The organism is Staphylococcus pseudoxylosus, assembly GCF_003697915.1.
Classification (GTDB): domain Bacteria; phylum Bacillota; class Bacilli; order Staphylococcales; family Staphylococcaceae; genus Staphylococcus; species Staphylococcus pseudoxylosus.
In genome coordinates, this window is sequence record NZ_RCVN01000005.1 from 103,401 (window position 1) to 125,633 (window position 22,233).

Below are 22,233 nucleotides of genomic sequence, written 5' to 3' on the forward strand. Positions count from 1 at the left end.
TTATTTAACTAGTCAGAGTAAATTCTGTTTTAATAAATTTAACTAAAAAGTTATTTTGCAGATTCTTGTACTTTTTCAACTTCAGATAAATAGTTCGCTAACTGTTCATAAAGACCTAACACCATTTTAGGCTTAATTCTAGTATCAGTTAAATCCCAACCTACTAGATCCATGTGGTCCCAATTTTTTAGGGTAGGCATAACTCCCCATAAACCTAATTCTGGTTTACTATCAAACGTTATATCTTTGTGAGGTTTATTAAAAGGATACAGACCTGATTTTAATGGAACAGGGCCATCTCCTTCTCTCCAACTTTCAGGATTTTGTCTTCCGACTAAGTTAGCTAATATTTTAAACGGAGCAAACATCTTTAAGTTGCCACGTTGACGATTATTAAAAGTTTTATGGGTATCTTCAGCAGTAATGGATGTATAAGCAACGTCTTTACTTAGAGTTAATCGATCATTAATTTTTTTCGATCCTTCAATTGAGCCGTCTGTAAAACTTGTGTCTTCAGTTTTCCAAACTATATTGTCTTTAACTCGTTTTAAATATTGAATATATGATTCATCATCACGCTGCTTTATTCCCCAAGGCTCGAGACCGTAATCGGCTTTAGTGTATTTATTGCTAGTGTATTTTAGAATTTTGTAGAACAATTTTCTAGCAATTGGTTTATTACCTAACTTGTCCGATATAAATGTACCGTTATGAGGTGTGGCGATGGTTGTAACAGAGGAAACCATATTATCATTGCCCCCTGCAAATATTTCAGGTATATCTCCACCATGTTTTTTCTGGTATTCAATTTCTTCAGGAACGCCATTTCTTAGCATATCCTCTAATACTTGGATCGTTTGGCCGCCAAAACTATGACCAACTAAATGAACTTTCTTACCAGGAGCCCACTCAGGATAAATGCCTTTATAAGTTTTACCGTATCTAGCATGGCCATATTTTTTAGAATGATAAGCGCCATAGTCTACAGTTCCGCCTTTAATATAATAATACAACTCAAGTGCGCGATCATAATTACTTCCAAACGGACTCATTCCGCCTTCTCTAACATCGTATCCTTGTTTATTTAATTCTTTGTCTAAATCAACTTTATTTCCACCCCAATACGGAGGTAAGACTGCGGGTTTAGATTCATCTGGATATCCAGAAAAACCGTGAGCTAGAATTATAGGATATTTATTTTTCTTAACTACGCCTTGATTACCTTTTGGAATTGCAGGTGTATAATTATCTTCTTTAGCAACTTCATTTTTATTTTCAGACGTATTGTTAGCATCTTGTTGCTCATCCTTAGAAGCGTCAGTTTGCTTATCGTCCGCCTCATTTGAATCAGATTGTGCATCCTTAGAAGCGTCAGTTTGCTTATCGTCCGCCTCGTTTGAATCAGATAGCGCATCTTCAGAAGCCTCGTTTTGTTTATCGTCCGCCTCGTTCGAATCAGATTGCGCATCCTTAGAAGCCTCGTTTTGTTTATCGTCCGCCTCGTTCGAATTAGATTGTACATCCTTAGAAGCGTCATTTTGCTTATCGTCCGCCTCGTTCGAATCAGATTGTGCATCCTTAGAAGCATCGGTTTGTTTTTCAGACGTATTGTTAGCGTCTTGTTGTGCATCCTCAGAAACGTCAATTTGCTTATCATTAGCCTCGTTTGAGTTTGATTGTTCCTCCTCAGAAGCATTATTTAGTTTTTGAGACTCAACATTTGAATCTTGTTCTTTTAAATTAGAAGATTGATTTTCATTTTTAGAAGCATTGTTGTTTTGAGATACATCCGTATTAGATAATTCATTCGTCATTTCAGCGTCGTTGTTAGTAGCTCTTTGTTCTAAATTAGAAGCATTATCTTCATCCATAGAGTCTTGTATATTTAAATTAGATGATTGTTTTACATTTTTTGAGTCGGTATTAGGAGATTGCTGTTCTGATTTAGATGGATTATCTGCGTTCTTTGAGTCATTGCTTGGATTCTGTGTATTTGAATTAGATGATAAGTTCACATTTTTAGAGTCGGAGTCAGGAGATTGTTGTTCAGAATTAGATGGATTGCTCAGGTTTTCAGGCTTACTATTTTGATTTTGTGTCTTTATGTTAACTTTTTGAAAACTATTTAAACCTTGCTCATTAGTCGATTGATTAACTTCTCTTTCGTCTGCTGAAGCTTGGGAAACGGTACTTAGTGCTACAAATAAAATAGAAGTGGTTGTAAGTGATGTTAGTGGTAAAATAATTTTGTTTTTCAATTTCATAAAATCCTACTCTTTTATATTTAATTACATACTAATTTTAATATAAAATTAAAAGAATTTTTCTAAATTTATTGAAACACAATATTTAATTCCTATGTGTAAATACAAACACAATTTTTTGATTGATATTGACACTTAGGGCATAAAAAGGAGTGGGAGTCAGAAGGATTATATGTAATTATAAAAAAATATTAGTTTAGTTGATTTTTTAATCACCTTGTAAATACTGTTTCAATCACAATAAGTAAGAGATACAACGGTATAAAATCTCATTTTAATATACGGATAAATAATATAATTTATGGCTTAGTATTTTAGATTCTTCCTTTTCTCACAATTACTATGAAATATAGGAAGTAATTGTTAAACTAGATGTTAAGAAATTTTATATACATAAATAGAAAATCAATTAATCATATTATTGCACTAAATATAAGGAGGGCATTTATGTTTTTAGCATGGAATGAAATTAAACGAAATAAATTGAAATTTAGTTTAATCGTTGGCGTTTTGATAATGATAAGTTATTTACTGTTCTTATTATCTGGTTTAGCCAGTGGATTAATGAATATGAACAGAGAGGGTATTGATAAATGGGGCGCTGATGCAATTGTGTTAAATAAAGATGCAAATCAAACGGTTGAGAAATCAGCTTTTAATTTAGATAAAGTAGAAAACACATATAAGCAACAAACAAGTTTAAAGCAGACAGGTGTTATTGTTTCTAACGGTGATACCGAAGAGAATGCATTGCTATTTGGCGTTAAAGATAATTCTTTTTTAGTACCCAATATGATTGAAGGAAAGAAATTTAATTCTGATAATGAAGTTATTGCTGATGAAACGCTTAAAGAAAAAGGCTTCAAAGTTGGTGATAAATTGTCATTATCACAGTCTGATGAAGAACTGAAAATAGTAGGGTTTAGTGAGAGTGCAAAATATAACGCTTCTCCTGTGATTTTCTCAAGTAATAGTACAATAGAAAAAATTAATCCATCCTTAAAAGAAGGCATGACGAACGCTGTAGTTGTTAAAGATAAAGAATGGAATAAAAAGAATTTAGATAACAATTTAGAAGTTATTGAAATTGAAAATTTTGTTGAGAATTTACCTGGCTATAAAGCACAAAACTTAACCCTCAATTTTATGATTTCATTTCTATTTGTTATTTCAGCAACAGTTATAGGTATATTTTTATACGTGATTACACTGCAAAAGACAAATTTATTTGGTGTATTAAAAGCTCAAGGTTTTACAAATGGTTATTTAGCAAAGGTAGTAATATCACAAACGTTTATTATTGCTTTAATAGGTACAATTGTTGGATTAATACTGACATTAATAACAGGGTTATTTTTACCAAGTGCAGTGCCTATTAAATTTAGCATAGCAACTCTAACGATATACGGTATTGTACTTATTGCTGTTTCACTATTAGGTAGTCTGTTCTCTATATTAACGATAAGAAAAGTGGATCCACTTAAAGCGATAGGGTAAATAAGGAGTGTAATGAAATGTTAGAATTTAAAAATGTTACTAAATATTTCCAAGACGGAAATCAAAAAATAGAAGCCGTAAAACCTACCTCACTAAAATTTAATCAAAAAGAACTCATTGCTATTATTGGTCCTTCTGGTTCTGGAAAAAGCACGTTTTTAACTATGGCAGGGGCGCTCCAAACGCCAAGTTCGGGTGATATTATAATTAATGGGAGCGAAGTGTCCGGTATGTCTCAGAAAGCACTAGCACACACAAGAATGCAAGAGATTGGATTCATACTGCAAGCCACTAATCTCGTGCCTTTTTTAACAGTAAAACAACAATTTAAATTACTAAAGAAACAAAAGAAAAATGTGCTAAGCGAAGACGAGTATAATCAACTCATGTCACAGCTTAATCTGGAATCAATTGAAAACAAGCTTCCAAGTGAGATATCTGGAGGACAAAAGCAGCGTGTGGCAATTGCCAAAGCTTTATATACGCAACCTTCAATCATTTTAGCAGATGAACCAACGGCTTCTTTAGACACTCAGAATGCTATGGAAGTTATGAAGATTTTAAAGGAACAGACATTAAGAAAAAACAAAACCTGTATAGTAGTTACACATGATGAACGACTTACGTCATATTGTGATAAGGTTTATCATATGGAAGATGGCGTATTAGAGCAAGCGCAAGTCTAATGTTTTAGCGCTAATAATTAATTCAAGGTACTACTAATTAATAAATATTAGATTCGAAATTAATATAAATTTAGCCTACTTAACTTATAAAATTAAGTAGGCATTTTTATTGGTAATTAATGGGATTTATAAAGAAATAATTAGGATTTGTTATCAAAATTTCTTCCTTCTAAACCAGCTAACTCTTCTTTTGATGCAGATGGTGCCTTCATTTCAAAAATTTGATCGACAACTGTATAGTCATAATAACCTAAGCGTGCAATAGGTCTAATAGATTGTATATCAAGTTTCCCATTATCTAGAATAACTTCGTCATCAATATGAACTTGTGCTACACGGCCTATTACCATATCTACAGTTGATACTGGATCGCCAGTAGGGATACGCACTGTTTGGACGTATTCACATTCAAAATTTACAGGAGATGCTTTGACTCTGTGACCAGGCGCTTCAATGCATTTCTCTTTTTCTACACCTGCAAATTCAAATTCATCTTCTTCTGGTGGCAATGCCTTAGCAGATAAGTTTACTGCTTCTCTTAAATCATAAGTTGCCATGTTCCAAACAAACCATCCTGTTTCTTCTGCATTCTTAACTGTATCTTTACGCTCGTGTTCTCCTAAAACAGATTGATTAGCTGCAAACATTACCATAGGCGGATCCCATGTTAAATTTTGGTATTGGCTATAAGGCGCTAAATTATCTTTACCATCCTTTGATATTGTTGAAATCCATCCAATTGGTCTAGGAACAGTACTGCTTTTAAAAGGGTCGTGTGGTAAACCATGGCTACGTGTGCCTTGTTTTGGTGAATAATTCATAACATGATCACTCCTCAAAAATTTTGAAACTACTGCAAGAATAATTGTAATTAATGTAAACGTCTAATACTAAATTTGAATTGATTTATTAGTTCAAACTATAGAACAATGAAACGTGCATCAATAAGTTGTTTGTTCATCACTTGGTAAAAATAAGGATGCAAGGAATGCTAAGAATGCAATAGATGATATGATTACAAACATACTTGTAAAATTATTTAGAGAAGTAAGGTGAATTGATAGGATCGGAGCAATTGCTGTACCTAAAAATAGAATGAATGTGTTAACAGACAGGAAGAAACCTCTATTTCCATACACTACCATATTTACTTTTGCGATAACTAAAGGGACTGCAAACGCAATTCCAGCAACAAAACATATACTTAAAAATGTTATTAGCAGAATATTATGTGCAAAAGGCATTAATATTAATGTCACCCCACAAACGCCTAAAGCAATATTTAAAACAAATTTAATACCATATTTACTACTAATACGTCCTGACATTAATGAACTTAGCATACCAAAAACACCGAATAATTTTACTAGAAATGCTGTGTGATTATCTCCGTGTATAGAATCCGATAGTATGAATTTATTTATTACTGCATACATAGAAATGAATGTTGTAAGTAATGTTAGAGAAATAAAGTAGCAGATTAATACTTTTCGATTTTTAGCAAAGTCTTTAAAATTGCTAAAGTATTTAAGGATTTGAACGTCTGAATTTTTTACAGGGCTTTCTGGAACATTTCTAAAGATGATAATAGCTAAGCAGATGTATAGTGAAGAAAGTATAAAGAAAATAATGTGCCAATCGAATTGGCTGATTAATATTTCTGAAAAATTTTGACCTAAAATACCAGATAACATAAAACTTGTACTAATAAAACTTACTGCTGTTAACCTCTTTTTAAGTGGATAAGTTTCGGTAGTGTAAGCAATAGCTATGGGAGAAAATGCAGCTGCAAATATTCCTTGGAGGCCTCGTAAAATCAATAACGTATTAAAAGAAGTTACAAATCCAATCAAAAAGCAAACTATAATTAGACCAATCAGTGAAAGTAAAATGACACGTATTCTTCCAAATTTTTCTGAAATAGTACCATAAAATAAACAGCTAATGGAATAAGTGACTGAAAAAACCACACTATTCATTGCTGCAACTGACTGAGATATGCCAAAATCATTAGCTAAATTCTCTGTTATAGGTATTGCGGTATATAGATTAAACATAATTAAGATACCAGAAATAAACAAAACAAATGTTATTATATTATAATTTTTTGATGCTTCCATACGTATTACTCCTTGAAAATGAAGTGCGTCTATTATTACATTTATTTAGGTTTTGAAAAACCTTTTTTGGAAAATTGTTCATTTCAGTTTTGAATTTTTTGTGAAGTGGAAATAGGTAAGTAAGTATAGAAATTGATGACAATCGAATGGGAGCTTCTTCAGGAGGTAAATTAATGAAAATAAACTTAAATTGGGAAAATACTTTTCAAGAATATCAAGATATATTAAATTCTGGATTAAATCCAGAGTGGTTATATAGCGCTAAAGCAAATATGATACTAATTCCAGCTTATACAGGAAAGGGGAAAGAGTTTTTTTATACTAGTGACATCATTAAAGCAAGTAAGACTATCCCCTTTTTTTAGACAATTGTGATGATTCGTAGAATTATTTCATAATTTTTGCTAATAAAGGGTTAAAAAATTTTAAGAAGGGTACAATACTTAGTAAGAGACTTGGAGCTCTTGTCAATTAAGATAATGAGCAAGTGAGCTCGTTACGTAAAAGATGAGCTGAGGTAAAGTTTGCCTGCTCATCTTTTTCTATTTGGAGGCTAAATATATGAAAAAAATATTATTAACAGGCGCTTCGGGATATATCGGTAGTCACTTAATGAATAAATTAAAAGATAACTATGAAATTATAGCTATTTCTAGAAATATAGAAAATAAATCAAACGAACACAATGTTACTTGGAAAGCAGCTGACTTGTTTGATTTAAATGAAATAACAGAAGTAATGGAGGACATTGATATCGCTATATATCTTGTCCATTCTATGATGCCTTCGGCTAAGTTGACGCAGGCGAGCTTTGAAGATATGGATGCATTATTAGCTGATAATTTTGCTAAAGCCGCTAGTTATAACAAAGTTCAGCATATTGTATTTATGAGTGGTTTGATACCTAATACAAGTGAATTATCACCACATTTAAGAAGCCGTTTAGAGTGCGAACAGATTTTAGGATCATATGGTGTACCAGTAAGTACTTTAAGAGCGGGTTTGATTATAGGCTCTAAAGGAAGTTCTTACCCAATATTAAAAAAATTAGTAGATAGATTACCTGGCCTGTTACTGCCAAAATGGGCTTATAATACAACATTGCCAGTTGCAATAGACGACGTGATTGATGGTTTATATAAAATTGTAGAGCGTCAGCCGCATAAGAATGAATCGATAGATATTGGTGGACCTAGTCATATGACTTATAAAGATCTATTCAAGCAAACTGCAGAGGTACTAGATAAACGATTACCTACGATAGATTTGCCTATTATTCCCATTTGGCTAAGTAAATATTGGGTGAAACTTATTTCAGGTGTCCCAAAAGAAATGGTTTATCCGTTAATGGATAGCTTAATTCATGATATGATTAGAAATGATGAAAATATTGTGAAAGACATTTCTATAGGCAAGATTGATTATAAGGAAAGTGTGCGTAATGCCTTGGAAGAAGAAACTAAGACACAAAATAAAGGGAAGTCATCACGTAAGGGCGATATTAAAGATGTTAGAGCAATATCAAGGGTAGTCTTACCTAAAGATGTAAATATGATTCAATTGGCAGAATCATATGCAAGTTTCTTAAATAGAATTACATTAAATGTCGTTAATAGTGATTTTAACGAAGATAACTTTACGATTAGTGTGCCGTGTTTAAATAAGGACTTACTATTATTAAGAAAAGATTTTAAAGCTTCTAATAATGAGAGAATTTTATATCGAATTGTTGGTGGAGATTTCGCTTTAGATTCAGATGGTGGTAATGCGAGATTAGAGTTTAGAAGATTACCTAATAGTGACGCATGTATCATAGCGTTACAAGAATATGAACCGACGTTACCTTGGTGGGTATATAAGTATACCCAAGCAAAAGTTCATAAAAGTGTAATGAATCTTTTTAAATTTAAAATAAGTACTCAAAGAACCAACAAAGGAAAACAATTAAATATGAAGAAATTTATTTTACCAATTGTTATTTCAGGTGCTATTGTCTTGAAATTATATGGATTGAAGAAGTATTTAGCTAGAAAAAATAACATGTCTAATGCCGAACTATAGCTATTAGATATAATAGCTAGTTACTTTTACAAAAAAAGAGGGGATCAACTATGAAAGCAAACGAGATAATTAAAACAATTATAAAAGTTATAACACCAATTACAGGCGGTAAATTTATAGGGAAATTTGCAGTGAAAAATGCGAGAAAAGATTATAAAAATAATGTTAAACCACCTTTTTCACCACCCGGCTATGTCTTTCCAATTGTGTGGCCAATACTTTATACAACGATGGGCGTAGCTTATACATTAGTGACTAATAAATCTACTAGTAAGGCTTTGAAAGGTGCTTATTACACGCAATTAAGCCTGAATTATCTATGGTCGATATTATACTTTAAATATAAATTACGCTTTAGTGCGTTGATAGAGAGTGTTGTATTACTGGGCGCAGTAGTTACAACAACTGTAAAATTTTTCAATGTAAAAAAAATTGCTGGCATTTTACTAGTTCCATATATGCTTTGGAGCGCTTTTGCTACTTATTTAACAGCTGGTAATTGGTATTTAAATAAAGATAACCCAAGCTATACAGAGAAATCTGAGAATTAAATTGATGAAAAAGATTATATATATTGCGCTATATTGGTTTATAGTTCAAATGATTATTGCTCAACTTGGTACTCGTATTAGTTATAAGTTCTTAGAAAAAGATAATAAGTATTTTCGAAGTTGGAATTTTGAACAAGAGGGTCAATTATGGCAACAATTAGTTAAAGTGCAATATTGGAAAGATCATTTGCCAGACGGTCAAAATCTTAACCCTAATATCAGTAGTAAAGCGACTTTCGATTTATCTAAAAATATGAATGATATACAGCGATTTATATTAGAAACTAGACGTGCAGAGGTGGTTCATCTACTATCCATATTTCCTGTTATTGCGTTTTTTAAAGCGTCAAAAAGTGTTAAAATAATTAATTATATATATGTCATTATAGCTAATGTGCCTTGTATGATTGTTCAGCGCTATAATCGCCCTAAGTTAATACGTATTTATAATAAATTACAAAAAAGAAAAGGTGATTAAATGGGAAATAAGAAAGTGGTTGTCATAGGAGGTGGCTTGGGAGGGATTGCTAGCGCAATTTGTATGGCTCATGCAGGCTATCAAGTGGATTTATATGAACAAAATAAGCATATCGGTGGAAAGGTAAATAGGTTAGACATAGATGACTATGGATTTGATCTCGGTCCATCAATTTTAACCATGCCTAAAGTATTTCAACGCTTATTTCAACGATGTGATGAAAGGCTAGAAGATTATGTTAGCATTCGTAAGTTAAGTTTACAGATTAGAAACGTTTATCCAGATGGCCAAATTTTAGATTTATATGAATCCATGGAAGATATGTTAACAAATAATGAATCGTTAACAAATAAAGATATAGAGCAACTTTCTTCGTTTTTTAGTTACGCACAAAAGATACATCAAGTTGCTGAAAAAAGCTACTTTGATAAGGGATTAGATACGATGTTTGCAATTATTCGTTATCATGGTCCGTTTTCAGCTTTAAAGCAATTCGATTATTTTCATACAATGCAACAAGCCATTAATAAAAGGGTGGATAACCCATATTTAAGAGAAATGCTAGGTTATTTCATAAAATATGTCGGCTCCTCATCTTATGATGCTCCGGCTGTATTGAGTTTATTACCTCAAATGCAACATGAGGAAGGTTTGTGGTACGTAGATGGTGGCATTCATAAGTTAGCGGAAGCGATGGAACAATTAGCGAGAAAATTAGGTGTGGGCATACATTTTAACACCCCTGTAAAACGTATCAATTATAATAGTCAAAATAAGGTGACAGGGATAACAATACAAAGTAATGAGGAAATATATGCAGATTACATTATATCTAATATGGAAGTAATCCCTGTTTATAAATATTTATTGAATTTTGATGCAAATCAAATAAACAAATTGGAACGTAAATTTGAGCCAGCTAGTTCAGGTTATGTCATGCATCTTGGTGTGGACAAAAGTTATCCAGAGCTTCAACATCATAACTTTTTCTTCTCAAGTAATTCTAAAGTTAATTATGATCAAGTTTTTCACCAGTATGTTTTGCCTGAAGATCCGACTATTTATGTAGTGAATACAAATAAAACAGATAAGACACAGGCGCCAGAGGGACACGAGAATATAAAAATATTGCCACACATACCATACATTCAGAGCAAGTCATTTAGTGAAGCAGAATATCTGCAATTCCGAGAACGTATATTGGATAAATTAGAGTCCATGGGTTTGAAAGATTTGAGAAAGCACATTGTATATGAAGACGTATGGACACCACATGACATTGAAAATACATACAATTCTAATAAAGGAGCTATATATGGCGTAGTATCCAATAAGAAGAAAAATAAAGGTTTTAAATTTCCTAAAAAAAGTCAGTACTTCAAAAATTTGTACTTTGTAGGTGGTTCTGTAAATCCTGGCGCTGGTATGCCTATGGTCACTTTGAGTGGTATGCAAGTAGCAGAAGCTATTATTAATGGAGAAAGTAGTTGAGGCTGAATGATACTTTATATAATAGCAATAGTATTGACGATACTATCACTAATAAGTGGAATGTGTATGTATGCGCGTCGAGCGATTATAAATAACTCCGGAAAAGAAAGAGGTCAGACAGCCGTCAGTGTTATTGTACCTGCTAGAAATGAAGCGGAGAACTTACCTAAATTACTTAACAGTATAAGTAAAGAACAAGAAATAGAAGTAATTGTTATGGATGATGGTTCAACTGATGAGACACAAGTTGTCGCTAGATATTATGGTGCGAGCGTATATACTGTTGAAAATGATACTACATGGCAAGGTAAGTCACATGCTTGTTGGCAAGGTAGCAAATATGCAACGCATGATTTATTGATGTTTGTTGATGCTGATGTTCAGTTTGCTTGTGATGATAGTATCCAAAATATAGCCAATCAATATGATTTACAAGGTGGTAAAGGTTTGTTATCAATACAACCTTATCACAAGATAAAAAAGCTATATGAAAATATATCGGCGATTTTTAATTTAATGACAATCGTAGGTATGAATCAATTTTCAATCACGAAATCAGCAAATAATGAGCAAGGCGCGTTTGGACCAGTCCTTGTGACAAATAAGCAAGATTATAAATTGACACAAGGACATTTGAAAGCTAAAAATCAAATCATTGAAGGCTTTGCAATAAGTAAAGCATATAATAAGCAAGGTTTGCCAGTTAGTTTGCATGAAGGCCAAGGTGTAGTGAATTTTAGAATGTATTCTCAAGGATATAAAGCGCTATTAGAGGGTTGGAGTAAACACTTTGCACTTGGCTCTCAAGTAACTAAAAAGTCTACGCTTACGTTTGTATTTTTGTGGCTATTTGGTTCACTTACAACAGTTTTAGCGATAATTTTTTCAATTAATTTAGGCTCATTATATATATTATTAGCTATTACTCTATATTTTATATATGCGATACAATTTCATATATTTATTCGAAGAACAGGAAATTTTAATATCGTTGCGAGTTTATGTCATCCACTGCTCTTCATATGCTTTGTCGTGATATTTTTTAAATCATGGTTAGATATCAATGTATTCAAACGTATATATTGGAAAGGCCGTAGAATAGATTTATAGCTTAGTTTTTTATACAAATGTCAAGAAGTTCTAGGGCTTACTGAGGAGGCCAATAAATGAATCAATTAGAGAGAGATTATAACCATTGTCACAATATAATGAAAGAACATTCAAAAACGTTCTCATATGCCTTTGATTTTTTGGATCTAAAAAGAAAAAAAGCAATTTGGGCTATTTATGCAGTTTGCAGAATTATAGATGACAGTATTGATAAATACAAAGACCTTGAGCAATTAGACGGCATAGCTAGAGATTTAGATCTGATTTATAGCGATTGTGATTATATTCAAGCGTATCAAAGTGATGCAGCTATTATGAATGCTTTAAGTAATACATGGAATACATATTCAATACCTAAAAAACCTTTTGAATCTTTAATTCAATATGTGAAGGAAGATTTAGTTTTAAAAGAAATGCAAACTGATTCAGATTTATATGAGTATTGCTATGGTGTGGCAGGTACTGTCGGTGAATTGTTAACTCCTATATTAACTTCATCAAATGAAAATAATTTCGAGCAAGCTGAAGAAGCTGCGATTGCTTTAGGCAAGGCAATGCAAATAACTAATATTTTAAGAGATGTCGGCGAAGATTTTCAAAATGGAAGAATTTATCTAAGTGTAGAAAAATTAGCTCAATATCGAGTTAATCTACATTCTATATATTATGAAGGAGTTACGCCAAATTATATAGAACTGTGGGAAAGTTACGCTACAGAGGCAGTTAGGTTATATGACATTGCATTAAACGGTATTAATTATTTTGACGAAGAGGTACGTTACATTATCGAATTAGCTGCGATAGCTTATCATGAAATACTTGTGGAAGTAAGGAAGGCAAACTATACGTTGTATAAGAAAGTATATGTCAGCAAATTGAAAAAAATGAAAATTTATCGTGAACTTAGTGCGAAATATAATAGGAGTGAAACATTATGAAGATTGCAGTTATAGGCGGCGGTGTTTCAGGTTTAGCTGCAGCTTCAAGATTAGCAGCAAACGGTCACCAAGTTGATTTATATGAAAAGAACCAACAAATAGGTGGCAGGATGAATCAGATCAAGCAAGATGGCTTTACATTTGATATGGGACCAACCATCGTAATGATGCCTGAGATTTATCGAGATGTTTTTAATTACGCTCAAAAAAATATGAATGATTACTTGGAAATTAAACAATTATCACATATATATGATGTTTATTTTAGTGAAACAGATCAAATTCGCGTTCCTACAGATCTTGCTCAATTAAGAGATATGCTTGAAGGTATTGAACCTAACTCTACACATGGTTTTATGTCCTTTTTAACAGATATATACGAAAGATACGAAATAGCACGAAAATATTTTCTAGAACGTACGTTTAGGAAACCTACGGATTTTTATAATCCTTTTACTATATATCAAGGTATGAAACTCAAAACATTTGATAAAGCAGATAATTTAATTGAAAAATATGTTGATAATGAAAAAATCCAAAAGATTTTAGCGTTTCAAACATTATATATAGGTATCGACCCTAAACGAAGCCCGTCATTGTATTCAATTATACCCATGATAGAGTTAATGTTTGGTGTTCACTTTATAAAAGGTGGTATGTATAGCTTTGTCAGAGCGCTTCAAACGCTAAATGAAGAATTAGGTACTCAAATTTATACCAACGCAAACGTTGAAGAAATTATCATTGATAGTAGGTATAAGCGTGCGGAGGGACTAAAAGTAAACGGACATATAGAAAAGTATGACAAAATAATTTGTACTGCTGATTTTCCATATGCTACTTCATCCTTAATTAAAAATGAACATCATCCTAAGAAGTATACGACACAGAAAATTGATAATATGGACTATTCTTGCTCAGCCTTTTTAATGTACATAGGGGTTGATAAAGATTTATCTGAAGATATCTTGTTACATAATGTTATATTTTCAAAGGATTTTGATAATAATATCAATGAAATATTTTCCGGGGAAATATCCCAAGATCCATCAATATATGTCTACGCTCCTAGTGTAGAAGATCAGTCGTTAGCGCCAGATGGTCAAACAGGTATTTATGTGCTGATGCCCGTTTCAGAATTGAAAACAGGTGATACGGATTGGTCTGATGAGTCAACAATCACACAAGTGAAAGATATTATTTACAATAAGCTTTCTACGATTAAAGCGTTAGAAGATTTGAAAAAGCAAGTTGTGACAGAAATTATTTATACGCCTAAGGATTTTGAAGGAGATTATAATGCTAAATTTGGAGCAGCCTTTGGTTTAATGCCTACTTTAGCGCAAAGTAACTATTACAGACCGCCTAATGTGAGCAGAGATTACAAAAATTTATATTTTGCTGGAGCTAGTGTTCATCCAGGAGCAGGAGTGCCAATTGTACTGACGAGTGCTAAAATTACAGTTGATGCTATGTTAGAAGATATTAATAATGGTATATAAAAAACGCTTAAAATCACTTTTTAATAATGTGATTTTAAGCGCCTTTTTAACTAATCGAACGTAATGGTTTGTGGTGTGTCTAATTTTTTATCGTTCATAATTTTTATGGATTTTGGTATTACTTTAATTACACACAAGTTTGGATCATCCTTAGAGTCAAAAAAGGACTTATCTTGTTTGTTCCAAATCCAATCAATAGTCTCTTGATCTTTCAGTATTTCAACATTAGCATCAATTTCTAGAAAACTACGATTATTCGTTTCATCGTAACCTATAAGTACATGAGCTTTGGGATTATCTTTAAATTCAGCAATTTTTTTAGACTCAATGCTTGTCTTAGTATAAAGTGTGTGTCCATCATTATAAAATACCATGTATCTACTATTAGGTGTATTGTTATGTGCAGTAGATAGGACACCTATTTTTGATGTATTTAATATATTTTCAATTTCATTTTGTAATTGTTCGTTATTCATAATTTAATCACCTCTGATAATAATATACCCTGAAGTTGCCTATAATATGTAAGGTCTTAAAATTTATTTTATTTTTTAGTGAATTATACAAAAGTTAAAACGGGTATATGATTGAAAACACAATCTTAAGTTAAAGGACAATTATAAAGTGAATTTGTATGAAACAAGCTGGGAGGCAATAAAATGCATTTAGGAGTCATACTTAACAGAGTTTTTAGAACGAAAGATAATCCACTTTTTCAATATATAGTGAAGCATCAAAATGAGATAAATAAATTGTATTTTATCTTACCTTTAGAAGATTTAACTGACGCATCAGAAGTAAAACGTGACTATTACCATAAAGTTGTAAAAGGATTTGTAAATACTTTAGATAAGCATGATATACAACCTCATATTGTCACATATGAAAAGCTAGGTGAATTAGCCGAAACATTGGCGTTATCTCACGTATTAGTAGCAAAAGATATTATGAGTTATCACAAAGAAATATATGACTATCCTCATGTAAAAAAGGCTTTTGAAAATCACCAAGTTACAGTAATTGGACAGCGCGTGAATCATTATTTTGAGCCAACAAAGACTTTTAATAAACAGCAACAGCCTTATAAAGTATTTACTAGTTTTTATAAAGCAAATCGTCAGGATTTAGTATACACCCCTAAAAAAAGTTGTCAATTTAAGCAGTTGTCTCAAATTGCGGAAAAGGGTTCAAATCAAAGTGACTTAAAATTTGAAAATAATAAAGATATAGAAAAGTTAGCGCGTAAAGCTTGGGATGAATTTTTAAATGGTGACATAGCTGATTATGATAAATTGACTGACGATGTGTCGCAGGATTTTGTAAGTGGATTAGGTAAATATTTAGCATATGGACTACTCGATATTCGTGAAATTATAAATGATTTACTTGAAGATTATGAGAGCGATGAAAAAAATTATGAAGCTTTTATAAGAGAGGTTATATTCCGTGAATTTTATTATGTGTTAATGACACAGTATCCAGAAACGGCAACTAAATCTTTTTCTGAAAAGTATCGAAACATGCAATGGTCGTACAATAAAGCACATTTTGAAGTATGGAAAAAAGGTCAAACTGGCTACCCAATCGTTGATGCTGCAATGAAGAAGCTGAATCGTACAGGCTATATGCATAATCGCTTACGAATGGTCGTATCACAATTTTTAACGAAAAATTTATTTATTGATTGGACTTGGGGTGAGGAGTACTTTAGACAGTATTTGATAGATTATGATAATGCATCTAATGTACATGGATGGCAGTGGTCGGCATCAACCGGAACAGATGCAGTGCCTTATTTCAGAATGTTTAATCCTATACGTCAAAGTGAGCGCTTTGATGGGCAAGGGTATTTTATTAAAACACAGCTAGAAATATTTAATGATGTGAGCAGTAAATACATTCATGATCCAACTAAATATAAAGACAAGTTACAAGAAATTTATCATATTGAAATTGGAAAAGATTATCCACAGACTATCGTGAATCATAAAAATAGTAGAGATTATGTTATGGATAAATTTAAGCAATTGTGACATATCATCCAATAAAAAGGAGTGATTCATTTGTTGAAAAATGAAATACATCGTATTTATTTAGACAAAAATAATAATGAGGTAACTATTAATAGATTTAATGTGACATATCACTATACTATATTAGAACAAATTAATGATTTGCCACAATATGGTTATGCAGTTTTAAACCATTTATATGCTAATCCTGGTTTAGAGGCAGACTTCGAGCATGTGTTCTTAAATAGAGATAAACATCTAAGGCATACTGAAGGATTTGAAAATCTATTGTTTTTAAAGCCACATAGTACACATGAACATTATGTTATCATTACGTTTTGGCAAGACGAAGCAGCTTACAAGCATTGGCAAGAGTCTCAGGAATATAAAGCATCTCATAAAAATAGAGGAACCAAACAAGGTGCTGATAAATCTATTGTAAATAGAAATCTATCCTTTAATATTAGTTTAGAATTAGAGTAGGACGTGTTGTAATAGTAGCTATTTAGTAATTTAATAAGTTATTTTTATAGCTTTAGAAATTTAGAGGTTTTTTAATAAGAGTTGATGCATAATCAAATTTGATTATGTGACAACTCTTTTCTTTGTTATAAGTGTATTAGAAATGAATAAGGTGTTCTAGAATAATATTGTCACTTAATTTCAACATCAATACTAATGTTTAATAGTCGGCACCATAATACTCATGCTTAAGACATACCTTATAGATAACCGTCTAAAAGGCATCCTTATATTAAAAATAATCTTTGAAAAGACTTGCGGAATTTTACCCATGCATCTGTATCAAGGTAATATTTATCTCCTGTTTTAATGATAACTTCTTTTTTGATTAAATTATTGAAGGTTCTTGTGTGCTTAATATTTAAATCATCGTAAGTTTTAGCATTTAGGGGTGAAGTAGCTTCTAATTTAATCATTTGCTTAGCAACTCTATTTTGTTTCCAAACAATCGCTTCTGCACCATTAGACATAAGGCTCACTCCTTTTTGTATAATTATAACATTATATAATATTGGTATCATAGTTTAATATTTTAATGATTTGCACAATATAAATAGAAGTGACAGATTGAATCAACAAACTTTTAGCACATAAATTGTATTATATTGATATTTCCAGTACGCATATGGGAAAATGTATTTACTACCATAAGGGGTGTTATATGAAAATAAATAAAATCATAAATAACAATGTGATTAGTGTCACGCAAAATAATCAAGAGCGTGTCGTTATGGGGAAAGGCATTGGATTTCAAAAACACGAAGGAGATATCGTAGAAGAATCAAAGATTGATAAGATTTTTGATTTAAGCAGTCAAGAGATATCAGAACGTTTCAAAACGTTATTAATTGAAGTGCCAATCGAAGTTGTTCAAGCAGTTGAGAAGATTATTGAGGTTGCTAAAGTTGAATATCATAAAGACTTGAGTGATACCATTTATGTCGCACTCACAGATCATATAAATTTTGCAATTGAGCGTCAACAACAAGGTATGACGATAAAGAATGGCTTATTGTGGGAAATTAAAAAATTCTACCCTACTGAGTACGAGATTGGGATACGTGCTTTGGACTGGATTGATGAAAGTGTAGCTGTTAAATTACCGGTTGATGAAGCGGCGTTCATAGCGATTCACATACTCAACGCAGAACATAATAATTTGGCGGATTACAACCAAGTGACTGAAATGGTGAGAAATATCTTAAGTTTAGTAAAATATCATTTTAGATTAGAATTCGATGAAGAAAGTCTAACTTACTTTAGATTTGTAACACATTTAAAGTTTTTAGCGCAACGTATTAATGCTAATAGTCCACTTAATACAAGTGAAATGGAACTCTATGAAATCGTGAAGGAAAAGTATAAAGACGCGTTTAAGTGTGTGAAGAAGATTGAATCATTTTTAAATAAAAAGTATCAGTATGAAATGACTCATGACGAAGCTTTATACTTAACGATTCATATACAAAGATTAATATCTAGAAATGAAAGCGTTGACAATTAATAATTATGTGGTAGATTAATGTTAAGAAAACAAAATAAACAATTAATTGTTTAGGATTGTAACTGTTCGGCAGGCGAGACCTAAGCCATTAATAGACGATTTTATCTGGGGATAAGTGTGTCTATTTATGGTTTAGGTCTCTTTTTTTATTGTTCTAAATAAGATGGGAGTGACTCAAATGGGAAATGAGCAAAGGATGGCTGATGAAATTTTAAAAAATATCGGCGGCAGTGATAATGTAAAAAATTTAACACATTGCATGACACGTTTAAGATTTGTATTAAAGGATGAAAGTAAAGCCAATGATGAGGCTATAAAAAATCTAGATGGGGTAATGGGTTTGCGAAAACAAGGAGGGCAATATCAAATTATTGTCGGCAATAATGTTTCACGAACGTATGCTGATCTAATGACATTGGGAGTAAGCGGTGGTGCTAAGAGTAACGAACCCGTCGAGAAGAAAAAATTAACACCTAAGCAAATAGGTATTAATATTTTAGATGCCATTATTGGTACGATGTCACCTTTAATACCTGCTATTATCGGTGGTTCAATGATTAAATTGTTAGTAATGATTTTAAATATGACTGGGGTATTATCATCTGAAAGTTCAACGTTTAATATACTAAATACGATTGGTGACGCACCGTTCTTCTTCTTACCTATGCTTGTTGCAGTATCGGCAGCTAGGAAATTTAACAGTAATGTGTTCTTAGCGTTAGCAGTAGCTGGGGTCATGGTTCATCCAGTATTTATGGAGATTATGGAGAAAGCCGCTGAAGGTAAAGCAGCAACATTTGCATACGTACCAGTCATGTCTGTGAAATATACGTATACGATTATTCCTGCTATCGTTATGACTTGGCTATTGAAATATATTGAAGATATCATTGATCACATTACGCCTATCGTTATGAAAAACTTTTTAAAACCTATGTTGATTTTGTTAGTTGCAGCGCCAATTGCAATTATTATTGTTGGACCTACTGGAATTTTAATAGGTACAGGATTATCGCAATTTGTCTTCTTCGTGCATGATCAATTAGGTTTCTTAGCAGTAGCTATTGTAGGTGCATTATGGCCGTTATTAGTTATGACAGGTATGCATCGTGTATTCACACCTACGATTGTTCAAACTATTGCGGAGACTGGTAAAGAAGGTATGGTTATGCCATCTGAAATTGGTGCCAATTTATCACTTGGTGGTGTTTCACTTGCAGTAGCATTTAAAACTAAAAATAGAGAATTACGACAAACATCATTGGCGGCAGCCTCATCAGCAATTATTGCAGGCATTACTGAGCCCGCATTATATGGTGTAGCCATTCGATTAAAACGTCCTATGATTGCATCGATGATTACAGGATTTGTTGCAGGAGCAGTTTCAGGACTAGCAGGTCTTGCGAGTCATTCTATGGCTTCACCTGGTCTGTTCACAAGTGTGCAATTCATAGATCAAGACAACCCTATGAGTATTCTATGGATAATTGTTGTAATGGTTTTATCTATTGTATTGTCATTTATTTTAACTTTAGTGCTTGGATTTGAAGATATCCCAGAAGCAGAAGATGATTTATTAGATGCAGAGTCGAAAGGTGACATGATTGTAGAAGCACCTGTTGAAGGTAAGGTGAAGCCGATTGAAAGTGTTGAAGATGATGTGTTTAGTAGAGAAGTGATTGGTAAGAGTGTAGCGATTGAACCAACAGGTAATAAAATATATGCGCCAGTAACAGGAGCAGTGACCTCAGTCTTCCCTACGAAGCATGCTGTTGGAATAACAGGTGACGATGGTGTAGAAGTATTAATTCATGTAGGTATTGATACTGTTAAGCTAGAGGGGAAACCATTCACATCTGAAGTTGAACAAGGCGATCATGTGAATAGTGGTGAGGTTATTGGATCCTTTGACTTAACTGAAATTATTGAAGCAGGTTATGACCCAACAACAATTGTAGTTATTACAAATACAGATGATTATGACTCTATTTCGTCTTTCGATACTGTTGACGTTAGTGCTCATACATCAATATTAGGAGTGGTTAAAAAATGACGATAAAAACTTTTCCAGAAAACTTTCTTTGGGGTGGTGCTATTGCAGCAAATCAAACAGAGGGTGCATGGAATATTGGAGGGAGAGGTCTAAGTAATATAGATTTAATCCCACACGGACCGAACAGACAAGATATTAAATTAGGTTATAAAGCGTCGCAATTAAGTGATACAGAATACTATCCAAGCCATACAGGTATTGATTTTTATCATTATTATAAAGCAGATATTGCTATGCTTGCTGAAATGGGATTGAAAGTCTTTAGAACCTCTATTTCATGGAGTAGAATTTATCCGAATGGTGATGAAGCAACACCTAATCAAGCCGGTATTGATTATTACACAGACTTATTTAAAACATGTAAAGAGCATAATATCTCGTTGCTCGTAACATTGGCACATTTTGATATTCCTATGGGGATTGTTGAGCAATATAATGGTTGGAAGAATAGAGAAACAATTGATTTATATATTAAATTTGCAGAAACATGTTTTGAAAATTTTGGTGCATATGTTGATTATTGGATTCCATTTAATGAAATTAATGTTGTGTTACACAGCCCATTTTCAGGTGGTGGATTATATTTTGATGAAAATGAGAATAGGGAAGCATTGTTATATCAAGCAGCACATTATATGTTAGTTGCAAGTGCTAAAGCTGTGAAAAGTTGTCACCGTATCACGCCCGATGCTCAGATAGGTTGTATGATTGCAGGCGGTAGTTTTTATCCGTATAGCTGTAATCCCGAAGACGTCTGGCAGTCTATGATTGACGAAAGAACGAATACGTTCTTTGTAGATGTTCAGTCTAAAGGGAAATATCCTTACTATATGGAATCACTATTTAAGTCTAAAGGAATCCAAATTGATATCACTGAACACGATAAAGAAGTTTTGAAACAAACCGTAGATTTTGTAGCGTTCAGCTACTATGCATCTAGAACCTCTATTGCTGATATTACAAGAGTAGAACAAAATGAAGGTAATATAATAGTATCGGCTAAAAACCCATACTTAAAGATGAGTGATTGGGGATGGGTTGTCGATCCGCTTGGTTTAAGGATTACGATGAATCAAATATATGAACGCTTTGAGAAACCACTATTTGTGGTTGAAAATGGATTAGGAGCAAAAGATGTCATAGAAGCAGACGGCAGTATCCAAGATGACTATCGTATTGATTATATGCAACAACATATTCAAGCGATGCATGATGGCATTCAAGACGGTGTACCATTGCTTGGCTACATTAGTTGGGGAATTATAGATTTAGTCTCAGCATCCACAGGTGAAATGAGTAAACGTTATGGTATGATATTTGTTGACAAAGACGATGCTGGTAATGGCACCTTAAAACGTAAAAAGAAGAAATCATTTGATTGGTATAAAAAAGTCATACAACAAAATGGTATAGAAATCTAAAGAGTTAGAGAACCAAGTATTTA

General features: G+C 32.5%; 20 protein-coding genes. 15 read left to right on the forward strand and 5 right to left on the reverse strand.

What is annotated here, in order from left to right; genetic code table 11:
* Window positions 1-50: 50 nt before the first annotated feature.
* A complete protein-coding gene (locus D9V42_RS05795) occupies window positions 51-2,264 on the reverse strand; it encodes a lipase-like domain-containing protein (protein WP_122063733.1) in 2,214 nt (737 codons plus the stop codon).
* 447 nt (window positions 2,265-2,711) lie between these two features.
* Here D9V42_RS05795 and D9V42_RS05800 point away from each other — a divergent pair, with 447 nt between their 5' ends.
* Window positions 2,712-3,761, forward strand: coding sequence for an ABC transporter permease (locus tag D9V42_RS05800; protein ID WP_122063736.1), 1,050 nt, complete (start codon window positions 2,712-2,714; stop codon window positions 3,759-3,761).
* A 17-nt stretch (window positions 3,762-3,778) separates the two neighbouring features.
* A complete protein-coding gene (locus tag D9V42_RS05805; protein WP_029378648.1) occupies window positions 3,779-4,447 on the forward strand; it encodes an ABC transporter ATP-binding protein in 669 nt (222 codons plus the stop codon).
* Window positions 4,448-4,587: 140 nt separating this feature from the next.
* Here D9V42_RS05805 and D9V42_RS05810 read toward each other — a convergent pair whose 3' ends face one another.
* Together D9V42_RS05810 and D9V42_RS05815 are read right to left on the reverse strand one after the other, a co-directional pair.
* Window positions 4,588-5,268 (reverse strand): flavin reductase family protein, encoded by a 681-nt coding sequence (locus tag D9V42_RS05810; RefSeq protein WP_122063739.1) that lies wholly within the window; start codon window positions 5,266-5,268, stop codon window positions 4,588-4,590.
* A 120-nt stretch (window positions 5,269-5,388) separates the two neighbouring features.
* Complete coding sequence (locus D9V42_RS05815; protein ID WP_122063742.1) at window positions 5,389-6,567, reverse strand: MFS transporter; 1,179 nt, start codon at window positions 6,565-6,567, stop codon at window positions 5,389-5,391.
* 173 nt (window positions 6,568-6,740) lie between these two features.
* Between D9V42_RS05815 and D9V42_RS05820 the strand changes: the two genes are divergently transcribed.
* The 8 genes from D9V42_RS05820 to D9V42_RS05855 all read left to right on the forward strand — a co-directional run bounded on the left by D9V42_RS05820 (window position 6,741) and on the right by D9V42_RS05855 (window position 14,698).
* Entirely contained in the window at window positions 6,741-6,932 is a 192-nt protein-coding gene (locus D9V42_RS05820; RefSeq protein ID WP_029378645.1) for a hypothetical protein, read from the forward strand.
* 196 nt (window positions 6,933-7,128) lie between these two features.
* Window positions 7,129-8,628: an NAD-dependent epimerase/dehydratase family protein gene (locus D9V42_RS05825; protein WP_107555035.1), complete on the forward strand. Its 1,500-nt coding sequence runs from the start codon at window positions 7,129-7,131 to the stop codon at window positions 8,626-8,628.
* A gap of 50 nt (window positions 8,629-8,678) precedes the next feature.
* Window positions 8,679-9,179 carry a TspO/MBR family protein gene (locus D9V42_RS05830; RefSeq protein WP_107555034.1) on the forward strand — a complete coding sequence of 167 codons (501 nt, stop codon included), beginning with the start codon at window positions 8,679-8,681 and terminating at the stop codon, window positions 9,177-9,179.
* A gap of 4 nt (window positions 9,180-9,183) precedes the next feature.
* A complete protein-coding gene (locus tag D9V42_RS05835; protein ID WP_037557239.1) occupies window positions 9,184-9,657 on the forward strand; it encodes a glycosyl-4,4'-diaponeurosporenoate acyltransferase CrtO family protein in 474 nt (157 codons plus the stop codon).
* Window positions 9,658-11,148 carry a phytoene desaturase family protein gene (locus D9V42_RS05840; protein WP_122063744.1) on the forward strand — a complete coding sequence of 497 codons (1,491 nt, stop codon included), beginning with the start codon at window positions 9,658-9,660 and terminating at the stop codon, window positions 11,146-11,148.
* A 66-nt stretch (window positions 11,149-11,214) separates the two neighbouring features.
* Window positions 11,215-12,258, forward strand: coding sequence for a glycosyltransferase family 2 protein (locus tag D9V42_RS05845; protein WP_047171651.1), 1,044 nt, complete (start codon window positions 11,215-11,217; stop codon window positions 12,256-12,258).
* 56 nt (window positions 12,259-12,314) lie between these two features.
* Entirely contained in the window at window positions 12,315-13,196 is an 882-nt protein-coding gene (locus D9V42_RS05850) for a phytoene/squalene synthase family protein (RefSeq protein WP_122063747.1), read from the forward strand.
* Window positions 13,193-14,698, forward strand: coding sequence for a phytoene desaturase family protein (locus D9V42_RS05855; RefSeq protein WP_122063750.1), 1,506 nt, complete (start codon window positions 13,193-13,195; stop codon window positions 14,696-14,698). Before D9V42_RS05850 ends, D9V42_RS05855 begins: the two co-directional genes overlap by 4 nt.
* 50 nt (window positions 14,699-14,748) lie before the next feature.
* Here the strand turns inward: D9V42_RS05855 and D9V42_RS05860 are convergent, their stop codons facing one another.
* A complete protein-coding gene (locus tag D9V42_RS05860) occupies window positions 14,749-15,174 on the reverse strand; it encodes a pyridoxamine 5'-phosphate oxidase family protein (protein WP_016911010.1) in 426 nt (141 codons plus the stop codon).
* A 183-nt stretch (window positions 15,175-15,357) separates the two neighbouring features.
* Between D9V42_RS05860 and D9V42_RS05865 the strand changes: the two genes are divergently transcribed.
* Window positions 15,358-16,731, forward strand: coding sequence for a cryptochrome/photolyase family protein (locus D9V42_RS05865; RefSeq protein WP_122063753.1), 1,374 nt, complete (start codon window positions 15,358-15,360; stop codon window positions 16,729-16,731).
* Between the two features lie 21 nt (window positions 16,732-16,752).
* Window positions 16,753-17,193: an antibiotic biosynthesis monooxygenase family protein gene (locus tag D9V42_RS05870; protein ID WP_233665288.1), complete on the forward strand. Its 441-nt coding sequence runs from the start codon at window positions 16,753-16,755 to the stop codon at window positions 17,191-17,193.
* 266 nt (window positions 17,194-17,459) lie between these two features.
* On the opposite strand, the gene D9V42_RS05875 is transcribed toward D9V42_RS05870, so the two are convergent.
* The gene (locus tag D9V42_RS05875) at window positions 17,460-17,702 is read right to left on the reverse strand and encodes a hypothetical protein (RefSeq protein WP_029378635.1); all 243 of its coding nucleotides are present in this window, start codon (window positions 17,700-17,702) and stop codon (window positions 17,460-17,462) included.
* A 191-nt stretch (window positions 17,703-17,893) separates the two neighbouring features.
* On the opposite strand from D9V42_RS05875, the gene licT reads away from it, so the two are divergent.
* The 3 genes from licT (at window position 17,894) to ascB (ending at window position 22,210) form a co-directional block, all read left to right on the forward strand.
* Window positions 17,894-18,736 carry a BglG family transcription antiterminator LicT gene (gene licT, locus D9V42_RS05880; protein ID WP_122063756.1) on the forward strand — a complete coding sequence of 281 codons (843 nt, stop codon included), beginning with the start codon at window positions 17,894-17,896 and terminating at the stop codon, window positions 18,734-18,736.
* Between the two features lie 178 nt (window positions 18,737-18,914).
* A complete protein-coding gene (gene ascF, locus D9V42_RS05885) occupies window positions 18,915-20,789 on the forward strand; it encodes a PTS cellobiose/arbutin/salicin transporter subunit IIBC (protein WP_122063759.1) in 1,875 nt (624 codons plus the stop codon).
* Window positions 20,786-22,210: a 6-phospho-beta-glucosidase gene (gene ascB, locus D9V42_RS05890; RefSeq protein ID WP_122063761.1), complete on the forward strand. Its 1,425-nt coding sequence runs from the start codon at window positions 20,786-20,788 to the stop codon at window positions 22,208-22,210. Before ascF ends, ascB begins: the two co-directional genes overlap by 4 nt.
* The last annotated feature ends 23 nt before the right edge of the window (window positions 22,211-22,233 follow it).

Excerpts from the sequence above, each read along its gene's own strand:
- D9V42_RS05840 (WP_122063744.1), top strand. The coding sequence starts at position 9,658 with ATGGGAAATAAGAAAGTGGTTGTCATAGGAGGTGGCTTGGGAGGGATT.
- D9V42_RS05810 (WP_122063739.1), bottom strand. The coding sequence starts at position 5,268 with ATGAATTATTCACCAAAACAAGGCACACGTAGCCATGGTTTACCACAC.
- D9V42_RS05850 (WP_122063747.1), top strand. The coding sequence starts at position 12,315 with ATGAATCAATTAGAGAGAGATTATAACCATTGTCACAATATAATGAAA.
- D9V42_RS05800 (WP_122063736.1), top strand. The coding sequence starts at position 2,712 with ATGTTTTTAGCATGGAATGAAATTAAACGAAATAAATTGAAATTTAGT.
- D9V42_RS05860 (WP_016911010.1), bottom strand. The coding sequence starts at position 15,174 with ATGAATAACGAACAATTACAAAATGAAATTGAAAATATATTAAATACA.
- D9V42_RS05820 (WP_029378645.1), top strand. The coding sequence starts at position 6,741 with ATGAAAATAAACTTAAATTGGGAAAATACTTTTCAAGAATATCAAGAT.
- D9V42_RS05845 (WP_047171651.1), top strand. The coding sequence starts at position 11,215 with ATGTATGCGCGTCGAGCGATTATAAATAACTCCGGAAAAGAAAGAGGT.
- D9V42_RS05875 (WP_029378635.1), bottom strand. The coding sequence starts at position 17,702 with ATGTCTAATGGTGCAGAAGCGATTGTTTGGAAACAAAATAGAGTTGCT.
- D9V42_RS05855 (WP_122063750.1), top strand. The coding sequence starts at position 13,193 with ATGAAGATTGCAGTTATAGGCGGCGGTGTTTCAGGTTTAGCTGCAGCT.
- D9V42_RS05795 (WP_122063733.1), bottom strand. The coding sequence starts at position 2,264 with ATGAAATTGAAAAACAAAATTATTTTACCACTAACATCACTTACAACC.
- D9V42_RS05830 (WP_107555034.1), top strand. The coding sequence starts at position 8,679 with ATGAAAGCAAACGAGATAATTAAAACAATTATAAAAGTTATAACACCA.
- ascB (WP_122063761.1), top strand. The coding sequence starts at position 20,786 with ATGACGATAAAAACTTTTCCAGAAAACTTTCTTTGGGGTGGTGCTATT.
- D9V42_RS05815 (WP_122063742.1), bottom strand. The coding sequence starts at position 6,567 with ATGGAAGCATCAAAAAATTATAATATAATAACATTTGTTTTGTTTATT.
- D9V42_RS05805 (WP_029378648.1), top strand. The coding sequence starts at position 3,779 with ATGTTAGAATTTAAAAATGTTACTAAATATTTCCAAGACGGAAATCAA.
- D9V42_RS05865 (WP_122063753.1), top strand. The coding sequence starts at position 15,358 with ATGCATTTAGGAGTCATACTTAACAGAGTTTTTAGAACGAAAGATAAT.
- licT (WP_122063756.1), top strand. The coding sequence starts at position 17,894 with ATGAAAATAAATAAAATCATAAATAACAATGTGATTAGTGTCACGCAA.
- D9V42_RS05825 (WP_107555035.1), top strand. The coding sequence starts at position 7,129 with ATGAAAAAAATATTATTAACAGGCGCTTCGGGATATATCGGTAGTCAC.
- ascF (WP_122063759.1), top strand. The coding sequence starts at position 18,915 with ATGGGAAATGAGCAAAGGATGGCTGATGAAATTTTAAAAAATATCGGC.
- D9V42_RS05835 (WP_037557239.1), top strand. The coding sequence starts at position 9,184 with ATGAAAAAGATTATATATATTGCGCTATATTGGTTTATAGTTCAAATG.